The organism is Amycolatopsis nigrescens CSC17Ta-90, assembly GCF_000384315.1.
Classification (GTDB): Bacteria; Actinomycetota; Actinomycetes; order Mycobacteriales; family Pseudonocardiaceae; genus Amycolatopsis; species Amycolatopsis nigrescens.
In genome coordinates this window covers 6,318,718-6,332,164 of record NZ_ARVW01000001.1, presented here as the reverse complement: position 1 = coordinate 6,332,164, position 13,447 = coordinate 6,318,718, and the positions used below count along the sequence as shown (strand labels likewise).

Genomic DNA, 13,447 nt, shown 5'->3' with positions numbered 1-13,447 from the left:
GGGCAATGGCAGATATCAGTTCGAAGGGCGGCAGGATGGCCGAGAACGCTCCGCACGCGCTGGTCGAGCAGCGCGAACACACCCTGATCGTCACGATGAACCGGCCCGAGGCGCGCAACGCGCTCACCGGCGAGATGCTGGCGATCATGGTCGAGGCCTGGGACAGGGTGGACACCGATCCGGAGATCCGGGCCTGCGTGCTGACCGGCGCCGGCGGGGCCTTCTGCGCCGGCGCCGACCTCAAGTCGATGGCCCGCAACTCCCCCAGCACCTCGTTCGAACGCGGCACCTTCGACCCCAGCCGGATCGAGGGCCTGCTCAAAGGCAGGCGGCTGAGCAAACCGCTGATCGCCGCGGTCGAGGGGCCCGCGATCGCCGGCGGCACCGAGATCCTGCAGGGCACCGACCTGCGGGTGGCCGGGGAGAGCGCGAAGTTCGGCGTCTCCGAGGCTCGGTGGAGCCTGTTCCCGATGGGCGGGTCCGCGGTCCGGCTGCCCCGGCAGATCCCGTACACGGTGGCCGCCGACCTGCTGCTCACCGGGCGGCACATCACCGCCGCGGAAGCCAGGGACATCGGCCTGATCGGGCATCTGGTGCCGGACGGCACCGCACTGGACAAGGCGCTCGAACTGGCCGGGCTGATCGCCGCGAACGGTCCCCTCGCGGTGCGCGCGATCCTGCGCACCATGCGGGACACCGAGGGCATGCACGAGGAGGAGGCATTCAAGCTGGACGCCCAGTACGGCATGACCGTGTTCGCCAGCGAGGACGCCAAGGAGGGCCCGCGCGCCTTCGCCGAGAAGCGCACCCCCGTCTTCCGCGACCGCTGAGGACCCACGCAGCGAAGGCCACCTTGCCTGCGTTCAACGCAGTGAAGGTGGCCTTCGCTGCATCAGGTCAGATGGCGCGGTCGTGGGTGGTCCAGTAGGGGTCGCGGAGCTTGCGCTTGTAGAGCTTGCCGTTGGGGTCGCGGGGCAGCTCGGTGACGTAGTCGACGCTCTTGGGCAGCTTGAACTTCGCCAGCCTGCCCTTCGCGTAGCCGAGCAGATCCTCGGTCAGCGCGTCCCCCGGCTCGACGCCTGGCGCCGGCTGCACCACGGCCTTGATCTCCTCACCCCAGTCCGCGTGCGGCACCCCGAACACCGCCACGTCCGCGACCTTGGGATGCATCACCAGCTCGCCTTCGATCTCCGCCGGGTAGATGTTCACCCCGCCGGAGATGATCAGGTCCGCCTTGCGGTCGTGCAGGAAGAGGTAGCCGTCCTCGTCGAGGTGCCCGACGTCGCCGAGGGTGAACAGGTCGCCGACCCTCGCCTTCTCCGTCTTCGCCTTGTCCTTGTGGTACTCGAACTTCGAGTCGCCCATCTTCATGTAGACCGTGCCGACCTCGCCCGGCGGCAGCTCGACGCCCTCGTCGTCGAGCACCTTGATGGTCGATCCCGGCCAGGCCGTGCCCACCGAACCGGGCTTGCGCAGCCAGTCCTCGCCGCTGATCACCGTGCCGCCGCCTTCGGTGGCCGCGTAGTACTCGGTGACCACCGGGCCCCACCAGTCCAGCATCCGCCGCTTGACCTCCAGCGGGCACGGCGCCGCGCCGTGGATCATGTTCCGCAGCGAGGACAGGTCGTACTGCGTCCGCACCTCCTCCGGCAACGCCAGCAGCCGGCGGAACTGGGTGGGCACCATGTGGCTGTGCGTCACCCGGTACCGCTCGATCAGCCGCAGCATCTCCGCCGGGTCCCAGCGGTCCATCAGCACCGCGGGGTGGCCGAGCTGCAGCGAGATCGCCACGAAGTTGAGCACCGCGGTGTGGTAGAGCGGCGAGCCGCACAGGTGCACGTGCCCGTCGAAGGGGGTCAGCCCGTAGATGCCGAAGAACCAGGTCGACGCGGCCGGCACCTGGTCGGGGTCGGCTCCGGTCAGCGGCCGCCGCACGCCCTTCGGCCTGCCGGTGGTGCCCGAGGTGTAGAGCATCGGCGAGCCCGCGGTCCGGTCGGCCGGCCTGCCGTCACCCTCGCCGGAGCCGAGTTCTTCGATGCGCCGGAACCCCGGCACCTCGCCGACCGCGAACCTGGCCTCGGGCCGCAGCCCGGCCTCGTCCGCGGCGGCCACCGCGACCTCGGCGAACCGTTCGTGCGCCAGGAACGCCTTCGCCCCGCTGTCGGCCAGGATGTAGGCGACCTCGGGGCCGACCAGGTGCCAGTTCACCACCACCACGTAGAGCCCGGACTGGATCGCGGCGAAGTAGGCGGCCAGCAGCTCGTCGCCGTTGGGTTGCAGCACCACGATCGCGTCGCCGGTCTCCAGGCCGAGGGTCCGCAGACCCCGCGCGTAGGTGTTGGCCTTCGCGGCCAGCTCGCCGTAGCCGATCTCGGTGCCGTCCGGGTTCACCACGGCACGAGCCTGGGGGCTCTCGGCAGCGATGTTCCACAGGCCAAGGGTGCTCGCGACAGTAGACATAGCCCAAATCTAGAACTCGTTCCACTTTGAAGCAAGGCGGTGAAGCTAGGCGGGACAGCGCCTTGCCGAGATTTCGAGAACGTGTTTCACTTCTGAGGTGACTGCCAGCACCGCCGAAGAACCCCCGCTCTCCGCGCCGCTCGACGTCGGCTTCGACTACACCAGGTCCGTCGGGCCGGTGCTCGGCCGCTTCGTGAACGGCCTCCGCGAACGGCGCGTCGAAGGCGTCCGCGGCTCGGACGGCCGGGTGCACGTCCCACCGGTGGAGTACGACCCGGTGACCGCCGAGGCACTGTCGGAGTTCGTCCCGGTTGGCACCGACGGCACCGTGCTGTCCTGGTCGTGGATGGCCGAACCCCTTGCCGGGCAACCGGTCCAGCGCCCCTTCGGCTGGGCGCTGATCAGGCTGGACGGGGCGGACACCGCGCTGCTGCACGCGGTGGACGCCGGCACGCCGGAGCGGATGCGCACCGGGATGCGGGTTCGCGTGCGATGGGCCGATGAGCCGATCGGGCACATCCGCGACATCGCCTACTTCGTCCCGGCCGACGCGCCGGAAGAGCCGGAACCCGCGCCGATGCCCGACCCGCCGCCAGTCGCCGAACGCGAGGACGGCGCGCCGGCGAGCATCGTGGTCACCCCGGTGCACCTGCGCTACCAGCACTCCGCGTCCCCGGAGGAGAGCCGGTACCTGCGCGGGCTGGCCGAGGGTCGGCTGATCGGCCAGCGCTGCCCGGCCTGCCGGAAGGTCTACATCCCGCCGCGCGGGTCCTGCCCGACCGACGGCGTGCCCACCACCGAAGAGGTCGAACTGCCGGACACCGGCATCGTGACCACCTTCTGCATCGTGAACGTGCCGTTCCTCGGCCAGCGCATCAAGCCGCCGTACGTCGCCGCGTACATCCTGCTCGACGGCGCGGACATCGCCTTCCTGCACCTGGTACTCGGCTGCGACGCCGCCGACGTGCGGATGGGCATGCGCGTCCGCGCCGCCTGGAAACCGCGCGAAGAATGGTGGACCTCGCTGGAGAACATCGGCCACTTCGCACCGACGGGCGAGCCGGACGCCGCCTACGAGTCCTTCGCCCACCACCTGTAGGAGCTAGCTGATGGCAGACGTGGCCGTGGTCGGGTTCGCAAAGGCGCCCAACGTCCGCGAGACACCGGGCACCACCAACGGCGTGGAGATGCTCGTACCGATCTTCGCCGAGGTGTTCGAGCGCACCGGATTGTCCAAAAAGGACATCGGTTTCTGGTGCTCCGGCTCATCGGACTACCTTGCCGGCCGGGCGTTCTCGTTCATCGCGGCGGTGGACGCGATCGGCGCCTTCCCGCCGATCCACGAGTCCCATGTGGAGATGGACGCGGCGTGGGCGCTGTACGAGGCCTGGCTGAAGATCCGGATGGACGAGGTGGACACCGCGCTGGTCTACGGGTTCGGCAAGTCCTCGGCCGGCACCCTGCGCCGGGTGCTGGCGCTGCAGCTGGACCCGTACCTGGTCGCCCCGCTGTGGCCGGACTCGGTGAGCATCGCCGGGCTGCAGGCGCGGCTCGGCCTGGACGCCGGGCTGTGGAGCGAGAAGGACATGGCCGAGGTCGCGGCCAGGAGCCTGGCCGACGCGGCGGGCCACCCTGGCGCCCAGCGCTCGGGCACGCTGGACGCAACCGAACTGCTGGACCGCCCGTTCGTGGCGGATCCGTTGCGCGCACACGACATCGCCCCGGTCACCGACGGCGCCGCGGTGGTCGTACTCGCCTCCGCCGAGCGCGCCCGCGACCTGGTGGAGCGGCCGGCGCTGATCACCGGCATCGAGCACCGGGTGGACTCCGCGGTGCTCGGCGCGCGGGACCTGACCGGGTCGCCGTCCACCGAGGCGGCCGGGCAGGCACTGGACACCGACGGGGTCGAACTGGCCGAACTGCACGCGCCGTTCAGCCACCAGGAGCTGATCCTGCGCACCGCGCTCGGCCTGGACGAGCGGGTGCGGGTCAACCCGTCCGGTGGCGCGCTCGCCGGCAACCCGATGTTCTCCGCCGGCCTCGCGCGGATCGGCGAGGCCGCGTCGCGGATTTTCGCCGGCGAGACCGGCAAGGCGCTCGCGCACGCGACCAGCGGCCCCGCGCTGCAGCAGAACCTGGTGGCCGTGCTGGAGGGAATGGACTGATGGGCAAGCAACCAGTCGCCGTGCTCGGCACCGGCCAGACCCACCACCGGGCCAAGCGAACCGACGTCTCGATGCCGGGGCTGATCCGGGAGGCCGTGGACAGGGCGATGGCCGACGCCGGGGTGGAATGGCCGGACATCGACGCGGTCGTGCTCGGCAAGGCCCCGGACCTGTTCGAGGGCGTGATGATGCCGGAGCTGTTCCTGGCCGACTCCCTCGGCGCGACCGGGAAACCGCTGCTGCGCGTGCACACCGCGGGCTCGGTCGGCGGGTCCACCGCGTTGGTCGCGGCCGCGCTGATCCAGGCCGGGGTGCACCGCCGGGTGCTGACCGTCGCCTTCGAGAAGCAGTCCGAGTCGAACGCGATGTGGGGCCTGTCCATCCTGCCGCCGTTCCAGATGCCGGTGGGCGCCGGTGCGGGCGGATACTTCGCACCGCACGTGCGCTCCTACATCCGCCGCTCCGGCGCGCCGTCGCACATCGGCGCGATCGTGGCCGCGAAGGACCGGCGCAACGGCGCGCTGAACCCGTTCGCGCACCTGCGCCAGGGCGAGATCACGGTGGAGTCGGTGCAGGCGTCGCAGATGCTGTGGGACCCGATCCGCTACGACGAGACCTGCCCGTCCTCGGACGGCGCCTGCGCGATGGTGCTCGGCGACGAGGCGGCCGGGGACGCGGTGCCGGGCGGGGCGGCCTGGGTGCACGCGACCGCGATGCGCACTGAGCCGACCACCTTCGCCGGCCGCGACCAGGTGAACCCGCAGGCCGGCCGGGACGCCGCGGCCGCGCTGTGGAAGGAAGCCGGCATCACCGACCCGCTGTCCGAAGTGGACACCGCGGAGATATACGTGCCGTTCTCCTGGTTCGAACCGATGTGGCTGGAGAACCTCGGTTTCGCGGCGGAGGGCGCCGGCTGGAAGATCACCGAGGCCGGGGAGACCGCGCTCGGCGGCAGGCTGCCGGTGAACCCGTCCGGCGGAGTGCTCTCCTCCAACCCGATCGGCGCCTCCGGCATGCTGCGCTTCTCCGAAGCCGCCAAACAGGTGATGGGCCGGGCCGGCGACTACCAGGTCGACGGCGCGCGCGTCGCGCTCGGGCACGCCTACGGTGGCGGTTCCCAGTACTTCTCCATGTGGGTGGTCGGCGCCGCCAAGCCGGCCGCTTGACAGCTATAGCGGGCACCCGTTAAGAGTTGTCCAGGTTTTCCTGGGGCGTGGCAAGGAATGCGCGGGCCCGGGTGACAGCGTTGTCAGCCTGGAGGAGCCATGCGTGCTCGCAGAACCGTCCACCTGCCCGAACTGCTCGCCGTGGTGGTGCTGGCGCTGAGCCTGGTCGCCGCGGCCCCGGTGGCTTCGGCGTCCCAGGTGGCCCCGCACCGGGGTTCGAACGTGGACCTGGTCAACCCGCTGATCGGCACCGACGGGGAGAGCGCGACCGAGTACGGCGGCATGATCCCGAGCACCGCGCCACCGTTCGCGATGACCCGCTGGTCGCCGATGACAAGGCAGAACTGGGTGAGCAGGCTGCCGTACCACCACGACGACACCGCGATCAGCGGCTTCATCGGCACCCACCAGCCGGCGATCTGGATGGGCGACTACGGCTACGTGACCGGGATGCCGGGCGTCGGCGAGGTCAAGGCCGGGATGGACGCGCGCGCCCTGCCCTACCGGCACGAGGACGAAATCGCCACCCCGTCGAAGTACTCCGTGGACCTCCAAGCCGGTGCCGGGAAGACGCTGAAGGCGGAGCTGACCGGCACCTCACGCGCCGGCGACATGCGGTTCAGCTACCCCGAGGGGATGCCGGCCAACTTCGTGCTGGAGGCGACCAGGGCCGGCATCCGTGGCCAGGTGAACGTGGACCAGGAGCGCCGCGAGATCACCGGCTACAACCCGGACCGCCAGGACAACAAGCTCGGCCCGTTCAAGGCGGCGAACTTCAAGGGCTACTTCGTGGCCAGCTTCGACACCCCGTTCGACAGCTACGGCACGTCGACCGGCGAGGCGCTGCACGAAAACGAGCGCGGCCGCACCGACGCCGGGGTCGGCGCGTACGTGCGGTTCCCGGCGGGCACCGGCCAGGTGCGGGTGCGGATCGGCACCTCGTTCATCTCGGTCGAGCAGGCCAGGGAGAACCTGCGGCGGGAAATCCCGGCCTGGCGCGGGTTCGACTCGGTGGCCGCGGGCACCAGGGCGGCCTGGAGCGAGAAACTGGACCGGGTGCACATCAAGGGCGCCAGCAAGGACCAGCTCGCGAACTTCTACACCGGCATGTTCCACGCCCTGCAGTACCCGTCGGAGATGTCGGAATACGGCCGCTACTACAGCGCCTACGACGACAAGGTGCACCACGGCACCAGCTACACCAGCTACTCGCTGTGGGACACCTTCCGCGCGCAGAACGCCTTCCTGACCCTGTTCGCGCCGGAGCGGATCGACGACATGGTCACGTCGATGCTGCAGGACTACCGGGAGGGCGGCTGGCTGCCGATGTGGAAGAACCCGACCGAGACCAACATCATGGTCGGCACCAACGCGGACTCGATCATCGCCGAGGTGCTCAACAAGGGCTTCCACGGGTTCGACCGGAAGCTGGCGTACGAGGCGGTGCACAAGAACGCGATGACCCCGCCGGACCGCGACACCGAGCTGCGCTTCGCCGACCGCGAGGAGGGCACTCCGGTGGAGGCCAGGGCCGGGCTGACCACCTACAAGCAGAACGGCTGGGTGGCCTCGGACCGGACCGCCGAAGCCGGTTCGCGGACGCTGGACTACGCCTTCGAGGACTGGGCCGTCGCCCAGGTGGCCAAGGCCGTCGGCAAACCGGCGGACGCCGAGTTCTTCTTACAGCGCAGCAAGAACTACCGGAACATGTACAACGCGGAGACCGGCTTCATGCAGTCGCGGAACTTCGACGGGACGTGGGCCGAAGGCGGCTGGACCGAGGGCGACGAGTGGGTCTACACCTTCGACGTCATGCACGACATGCCCGGCCTGATCGAGCTGATGGGCAAGGACCGCTTCACGTCCACTTTGGACCGGCATTTCGCGGAGGGGCACAACAACCACACCAACGAGCCGAGCCACCACATCGCCTACTCCTACGACTACGCTGGCCAGCCGTGGAAGACGCAGGAGCAGGTGCGGGCGATCGCGGAGAGCGACTACGCGAACCGGCCGGACGGGCTCAGCGGGAACGACGACCTCGGCCAGATGTCGGCCTGGTACCTGCTCTCCGCGATCGGCGTCTACCCGGTCAACCCGGCGTCTGACCAGTACGCGGTGGGCAGCCCGTTCTTCGACGAGGTGACCCTCCGGCTGCCCGGCTCGCCACGGCCGCTGGTGGTCTCCGCGCCCGGCAACTCGGCGTCGAACAAGTACGTGAAGTCGTTGCGCGTCAACGGAAAACCGGTCGCTGAGCCGTTCATCTCCCAGCGCGACCTGACCCGCGGCGGCGAACTCCGCTTCACCATGAGCCCCACCCCGCACCCCTGGAACCCGGGCAAATAGCCGACTATTTGCCCGTGGCGGTGAGGAGGGCGCGGGCTTCGGCGACGGCGGCGGTGAGGGCGGCCGGGTCCGGGGTGAGGGCGCCGACGATGCGGTCGATCTCGCGGAGGCCGGCGCGGGCGAGCAGGGTCTTCTCGTTCGTCACCCATTCACCGCGGGCGGCGAGCACCGCGTGCGCGGTCTGCAGCGCGGCCTGCGCCAGCGCGCCCGCCGTCTCGGTCAGCCTGCCCTGCGGCGCGTGGTTCGCCTCAGCGTAGGTGAGCACCAGCGTCGCCATGCCGGACCAGGCCTTCGGCGCCGCGGCGCGCAGCGCGTCCGGGTACGCCGGCTTCGGCAACTCCCCGTGCAGCACGAGGTTGAGCGCCAGCTCGCCGAGCACCAGGTAGCTCGGTATCCCGGCGAGGTGGAACATCAGCGGCTCCACCTGGAACCGCCCGGCCCGCGCCTCGGCCAGCTGGTGCTCGATCACCCCGAGGTCGCGGTAGTGCAGGTCGACCGGCCTGCCGTCGATCCGCAGCCAGGCGCCGCCGTTGAACACCCCGCCGCCCCAGCCGCCGAGCTCGGACACCTCGCCGGGCCAGCCGAGCGCGCGCAGCTCCGCCGGGTCGAACCGGTCCCGGTAGTACAGCGCGAAGTCCCAGTCGCTGTCCGGCCGGTGCGTGCCCTGCGCCCGTGACCCGCCGAGGGAAACCGCGCGCACCCCCGGCAGGCCGGCCAACCGGTCGGCCACGTGCGCGGTGAACTCATGATCGTGCATGAGACGGGACCCTAGTGTCCCGCCGCGATCCGATCACTCGTATTTGACCTGGTAGTGCTTGATGCCGTTGAGCCAGCCGGAACGCAGCCGCTCCGGCGCCGCGACCTCGCTGATGCCGGGCATCTCCTGCGCGATCGCGTTGAAGATCAGGTCGATCTCCAGCCTGGCCAGGTTCGCCCCGATGCAGTAGTGCGAGCCGGTGCCGCCGAAGCCGACGTGCGGGTTGGGGTCGCGCAGGATGTCGAACTTCTCCGGCTCGTCGAACACCTCGGGGTCGAAGTTGGCCGAGCTGTAGAACATGCCGACCCGGTCGCCCTTGCGGATCCGCTGGCCGCCGAGCTCGGTGTCCGCGGTCGCGGTGCGCTGGAAGGCGACCACCGGGGTGGCCCAGCGGACGATCTCGTCCGGCGCGGTCTTGGGCCGCTCCTGCTGGTAGAGCCGCCACTGGTCGGGGTGGTCGATGAACGCCTTCATGCCGTGCGTGATGGCGTTGCGGGTGGTTTCGTTCCCGGCCACCGCGAGCAGCAGGACGAAGAAGCCGAACTCGTCCGACGCCAGCGACTCACCGTCCACATCGGCCTCGATCAGCTTGGTGACGATGTCGTCCATCGGGCACTTCCGGCGCTCTTCGGCCATGTTCCAGGCGTAGCCGAGCAGTTCGGCGGAGGCCGCGATCGGTTCGATGTCGTACTCGGGGTCGTCGTAGGCGATCATCTGGTTGGACCAGTCGAAGATCTTGAGCCGGTCCTCCTGCGGGATGCCGATCAGCTCGGCGATGGCCTGCAGGGGCAGTTCGCAGGCGACGTCGGTGACGAAGTCCCCGGAGCCCTTGGCTTTCGCCGCGTGCACGATCCGGGCGGCCCGGTCGCGCAGCGCGTCCTCCAGCTTGCCGATCGAGCGCGGGGTGAACCCCTTGGACACGATCCGGCGCAGCTTGGTGTGCTGCGGGGCGTCCATGTTCAGCAGGACGAGCCGGTTCGCGTTCAGGTTGTCCTCGGTGATGTTCTCGTCGAACCGGATGATCGCGGTCTTCTCCTGCGAGGAGAAGAGCTGGCTGTCCTTGGAGATCTCTTTGACGTCCTCGAGCCGGGTGACCACCCAGTAGCCCTCGTCGCGGAACCCGGCGACGTTGTGCCGCTGCGGGTTCCACCAGACCGGGGCGGTCTGCCGGAGTTCGGCGAACTCTTCCAGTGGCAGCCTGGTCGCGTACAGGTCGGGATCGGTGAAGTCGAACCCAGCGGGAATGAGCGGTGTGGCCACGGCTACCTCCAGAGCGCTTCGTTGCTGCCTGCGGGATACCCGCACCCCACGGAAACCGTGGAACACGTTCTAGACGAGGATTTAAGCATACGGTGTTAACTAAGAAAAGAGGCTCAGTGAAACCCGTTTACTGACAGAGTCGCGATCATAAACTCCTGGTAGGCAAAGGCCAGGCAGAGAGTCACCAAATGGCGGTTGACCGCGGTCGGCCTTGCTCAAAATCAGAACGTGTTCTAGTTTTGACGAAGAGCCGGATAGTTAGCAAAGGAGACGACTGTGCGTGAACCCGTCATCGTGGAAGCCGTCCGGACGCCGATCGGCAAACGCGGAGGGTGGCTCTCCGGGTTGCACGCGGCCGAGCTGCTCGGCGCCGCGCAGGCCGCGCTGCTGGAACGGGCCGGGCTGGACCCGGCGCTGGCCGAGCAGGTCATCGGCGGCTCGGTCACCCAGGCGGGCGAGCAGGCCGGCAACGTCACCCGCACCGCCTGGCTGCACGCCGGACTGCCCGAGGCCACCGGCGCCACCACCATCGACGCCCAGTGCGGCTCGGCGCAGCAGGCCACGCACCTGGTGGCCGGGCTGATCGCGGCGGGCGCGATCGACGTCGGCGTCTCCTGCGGGGTGGAGGCGATGAGCCGGGTGCCGCTGGGCGCCAACCGCGGGGTGGACGCGGGCCTGCCCAAGCCGGACGCCTGGGCGATCGACATGCCCAACCAGTACGGCGCGGCCGAGCGGATCGCGGTCCGGCGCGGGCTGAGCCGGGCGGACGTGGACCGGTTCGGCGCTGACTCCCAGCGCAAGGCCGCCGAAGCATGGGCGGAAGGCCGGTTCGAACGCGAGGTGGTCCCGGTCAAGGCGCCGGTGCTCGGCGAAGACGGCGCGCCGACCGGGGAGGCCCGGCTGGTCAGCAAGGACCAGGGGCTGCGCGAGACCACCGTCGAGGGCCTGGCCAGGCTCAAGCCGGTGCTCGAGGACGGGGTGCACACCGCCGGCACGTCCTCGCAGATCTCCGACGGCGCGTCCGCGGTACTGCTGATGGAGGCGGACACCGCCCGGCGGCTCGGGCTGCGGCCGCGGGCCAGGATCGTGGCGCAGGCGCTGGTCGGCAGCGAGCCCTACTACCACCTGGACGGTCCGGTGCAGTCGACCGAACGCGTGCTCCGGCGCGCCGGGATGGCCATCGGCGACCTCGACCTGTTCGAGGTGAACGAAGCCTTCGCGTCGGTGGTGCTGTCCTGGCAGCAGGTGCACCGGCCCGACCCGGCGAAGGTGAACGTCAACGGTGGCGCGATCGCGCTGGGCCACCCGGTGGGCAACACCGGCACCCGGCTGATCACCACCGCGCTGCACGAGCTCGAACGCCGCGACGCGAGCACCGCGCTGATCGCGATGTGCGCCGGCGGCGCCCTCTCCACCGCCACCATCCTCGAACGCCTCTGACCCCGTTACGCAGCGAAGGCCACCTTGCCTGCATCCAACGCAGGCAAGGTGGCCTTCGCTGCATTCAGCGGGGGGGGGGGGGGGGGGGGGGGGGGGGGGTGGGGGGGGGGGGGGGGGGGGGGGGGGCGGCGGCGATGAGGCGGGTGACGACGGGGCCGAGTTCGGCGGGTTCCCAGCGGGCGCCCTTGTCCTCGGCCGGGCCGTGCCGCCACGACTGGGCCAGCGAGACCCGGCCGCCGTCCACCTCGAACACCCGGCCGGTCACCGCCGAGGACTCCGCGCTGCCCAGCCAGACCACCAGCGGGGACACGTTTTCCGGTGCCATCGCGTCGAAACCGTCCGCCGGGGCGGCCATGTCCTCGGCGAAGGCACCCTCGGTCATCCTGGTCCGCGCGGCGGGCGCGATCGCGTTCACGGTGACGCCGTACCGGCCGAACTCCGCGGCCGCGACCAGGGTCAGCCCGGCGATCCCGGCCTTCGCCGCGGAGTAGTTGCCCTGCCCGACGCTGCCCAGCAGCCCCGCGCCCGAGCTGGTGTTGACCACCCTGGCCGACCGGGTCCGCCCTGCCTTGCTCTCCGCGCGCCAGTACTCCGCGGCATGCCGCATCGGCGCGAAATGGCCCTTCAGATGGACCCGGACCACCGCGTCCCACTCCTGCTCGGTCAGGTTCACCAGCATCCGGTCGCGCAGGAAGCCCGCGTTGTTCACCAGCACGTCCAGCCCGCCGAAGGTGTCCACCGCGGTCCGCACCAGCCGCCCGGCACCGGCCCAGTCCGCGACGTCGTCGGTGTTCGCCACCGCCTCGCCGCCGGCCGCCACGATCTCGTCGGCCACCTGCTGCGCCGGACCGCCGGAGCCGCCGCTGCCGTCCAGGCCGGCGCCGAGGTCGTTCACCACCACCCGCGCGCCCGCGTCGGCGAAGGCCAGCGCATGCGCCCTGCCGATCCCCCGGCCCGCTCCGGTGACGATGACCACCCGGCCGTCTGCGATGCCGCTCATCCACGCTCCTCTGCCGTTTTCGCCGTACTCGCCGCCAGAAAGGCGGGCAGTTCTCCGCCGCCGTGCACCGTCAGGCAGGCGCCACTGACGTAGGAAGCCAGCGGTGAAGCCAGGAAGACCGCACAGGCGCCGATCTCGCTCGGTTCCGCCAACCGTCCTAACGGGACGGTCGAGCCGACGGCTTCGACCCCGGCCGCGTCACCGTAGTGCAGTTCGGCCTGCTCGGTGCGGACCATGCCCACCGCCAGCGCGTTCACCCGCACCTTGGGCGCCCACTCCACCGCCAGGCTCTCGGTCAGGCTGGCCAGGCCGGCCTTGGCCGCGCCGTAGGACGCCGTGCCCGGCGACGGCCTCGTCCCGCTGACGCTGCTGATGTTCACCATCGCGCCGCCGGAATCCTGTTGTCGCATAACGGCATTGGCACATCTGGCCACGGTCAGCGGAGCGAGCAGGTTCAGCGCGACCACCTTCTCGTGGAACCGGTCGGACGCGGCGGCCGCCTCGGCGTAGGGGGCGCCGCCGGCGTTGTTCACCAGCACGTCGAGCCGGCCGTACCGCCCGGTCAGCTCGCCGATCATGCGCTCCACCTGAGCGGGATCGCGGACGTCGCAGGGCAGGAAGGCGGCCTCGCCCGCCGGGTGTTCCGGCGGACGCCGGGCGCAGGTCACCACCTGCGCACCGGCCGCGAGAAAGGCCGCGGTGATCCCGGCACCGACGCCGCGGACGCCACCGGTGACGAGCACGACCTTGCCGTCCAGGCCGAGTTCCATGGGCACCGGGCCGCACCTCCCGCTCGGGTCTGTACCTGAAGTCGGACGTCCTGCTAACGTACCAAGCAAGTGCTAGGTTTGGA

Annotated in this window: 11 protein-coding genes; 6 read left to right on the top strand and 5 right to left on the bottom strand. The window is 70.5% G+C overall.

All coding sequences use genetic code 11. The features are described 5' to 3' along the window. Positions 1 to 35 precede the first annotated feature (35 nt). Positions 36 to 830, top strand: a complete 795-nt coding sequence (locus AMYNI_RS0130175) for a crotonase/enoyl-CoA hydratase family protein (protein WP_020671826.1) — start codon at positions 36 to 38, stop codon at positions 828 to 830. Between the two features lie 67 nt (positions 831 to 897). Here the strand turns inward: AMYNI_RS0130175 and AMYNI_RS0130170 are convergent, their stop codons facing one another. After that, positions 898 to 2,460, bottom strand: coding sequence for an acyl-CoA synthetase (locus AMYNI_RS0130170; protein ID WP_026361127.1), 1,563 nt, complete (start codon positions 2,458 to 2,460; stop codon positions 898 to 900). 97 nt (positions 2,461 to 2,557) lie between these two features. Between AMYNI_RS0130170 and AMYNI_RS0130165 the strand changes: the two genes are divergently transcribed. The 4 genes from AMYNI_RS0130165 to AMYNI_RS0130150 all read left to right on the top strand — a co-directional run bounded on the left by AMYNI_RS0130165 (position 2,558) and on the right by AMYNI_RS0130150 (position 8,137). Continuing rightward, a complete protein-coding gene (locus AMYNI_RS0130165; RefSeq protein ID WP_020671824.1) occupies positions 2,558 to 3,559 on the top strand; it encodes a Zn-ribbon domain-containing OB-fold protein in 1,002 nt (333 codons plus the stop codon). Positions 3,560 to 3,569: 10 nt separating this feature from the next. Next, the gene (locus tag AMYNI_RS0130160; protein WP_020671823.1) at positions 3,570 to 4,625 is read left to right on the top strand and encodes a thiolase domain-containing protein; all 1,056 of its coding nucleotides are present in this window, start codon (positions 3,570 to 3,572) and stop codon (positions 4,623 to 4,625) included. Further along, positions 4,625 to 5,791, top strand: coding sequence for a thiolase domain-containing protein (locus tag AMYNI_RS0130155; protein WP_020671822.1), 1,167 nt, complete (start codon positions 4,625 to 4,627; stop codon positions 5,789 to 5,791). Before AMYNI_RS0130160 ends, AMYNI_RS0130155 begins: the two co-directional genes overlap by 1 nt. 99 nt (positions 5,792 to 5,890) lie before the next feature. Then, the gene (locus AMYNI_RS0130150; RefSeq protein WP_020671821.1) at positions 5,891 to 8,137 is read left to right on the top strand and encodes a GH92 family glycosyl hydrolase; all 2,247 of its coding nucleotides are present in this window, start codon (positions 5,891 to 5,893) and stop codon (positions 8,135 to 8,137) included. Positions 8,138 to 8,141: 4 nt separating this feature from the next. Here the strand turns inward: AMYNI_RS0130150 and AMYNI_RS0130145 are convergent, their stop codons facing one another. Together AMYNI_RS0130145 and AMYNI_RS0130140 are read right to left on the bottom strand one after the other, a co-directional pair. Next, positions 8,142 to 8,894, bottom strand: coding sequence for a nucleotidyltransferase domain-containing protein (locus AMYNI_RS0130145; protein ID WP_020671820.1), 753 nt, complete (start codon positions 8,892 to 8,894; stop codon positions 8,142 to 8,144). Positions 8,895 to 8,927: 33 nt separating this feature from the next. After that, a complete protein-coding gene (locus AMYNI_RS0130140) occupies positions 8,928 to 10,154 on the bottom strand; it encodes a cytochrome P450 (protein ID WP_020671819.1) in 1,227 nt (408 codons plus the stop codon). 276 nt (positions 10,155 to 10,430) lie between these two features. Here AMYNI_RS0130140 and AMYNI_RS0130135 point away from each other — a divergent pair, with 276 nt between their 5' ends. After that, the gene (locus AMYNI_RS0130135; RefSeq protein ID WP_020671818.1) at positions 10,431 to 11,594 is read left to right on the top strand and encodes a steroid 3-ketoacyl-CoA thiolase; all 1,164 of its coding nucleotides are present in this window, start codon (positions 10,431 to 10,433) and stop codon (positions 11,592 to 11,594) included. A 64-nt stretch (positions 11,595 to 11,658) separates the two neighbouring features. Here the strand turns inward: AMYNI_RS0130135 and AMYNI_RS0130130 are convergent, their stop codons facing one another. Both AMYNI_RS0130130 and AMYNI_RS0130125 read right to left on the bottom strand, forming a co-directional pair. Then, a complete protein-coding gene (locus AMYNI_RS0130130; protein WP_020671817.1) occupies positions 11,659 to 12,594 on the bottom strand; it encodes an SDR family oxidoreductase in 936 nt (311 codons plus the stop codon). Continuing rightward, positions 12,591 to 13,370: an SDR family oxidoreductase gene (locus tag AMYNI_RS0130125; protein WP_157357512.1), complete on the bottom strand. Its 780-nt coding sequence runs from the start codon at positions 13,368 to 13,370 to the stop codon at positions 12,591 to 12,593. Before AMYNI_RS0130125 ends, AMYNI_RS0130130 begins: the two co-directional genes overlap by 4 nt. Between the last annotated feature and the right edge of the window lie 77 nt (positions 13,371 to 13,447).

What these genes read in the sequence shown, in the direction of transcription:
- AMYNI_RS0130175 (WP_020671826.1), top strand. Translation starts at nt 36, where the DNA reads ATGGCCGAGAACGCTCCGCACGCGCTGGTCGAGCAGCGCGAACACACC.
- AMYNI_RS0130170 (WP_026361127.1), bottom strand. Translation starts at nt 2,460, where the DNA reads ATGTCTACTGTCGCGAGCACCCTTGGCCTGTGGAACATCGCTGCCGAG.
- AMYNI_RS0130160 (WP_020671823.1), top strand. Translation starts at nt 3,570, where the DNA reads ATGGCAGACGTGGCCGTGGTCGGGTTCGCAAAGGCGCCCAACGTCCGC.
- AMYNI_RS0130155 (WP_020671822.1), top strand. Translation starts at nt 4,625, where the DNA reads ATGGGCAAGCAACCAGTCGCCGTGCTCGGCACCGGCCAGACCCACCAC.
- AMYNI_RS0130150 (WP_020671821.1), top strand. Translation starts at nt 5,891, where the DNA reads ATGCGTGCTCGCAGAACCGTCCACCTGCCCGAACTGCTCGCCGTGGTG.
- AMYNI_RS0130145 (WP_020671820.1), bottom strand. Translation starts at nt 8,894, where the DNA reads ATGCACGATCATGAGTTCACCGCGCACGTGGCCGACCGGTTGGCCGGC.
- AMYNI_RS0130130 (WP_020671817.1), bottom strand. Translation starts at nt 12,594, where the DNA reads ATGAGCGGCATCGCAGACGGCCGGGTGGTCATCGTCACCGGAGCGGGC.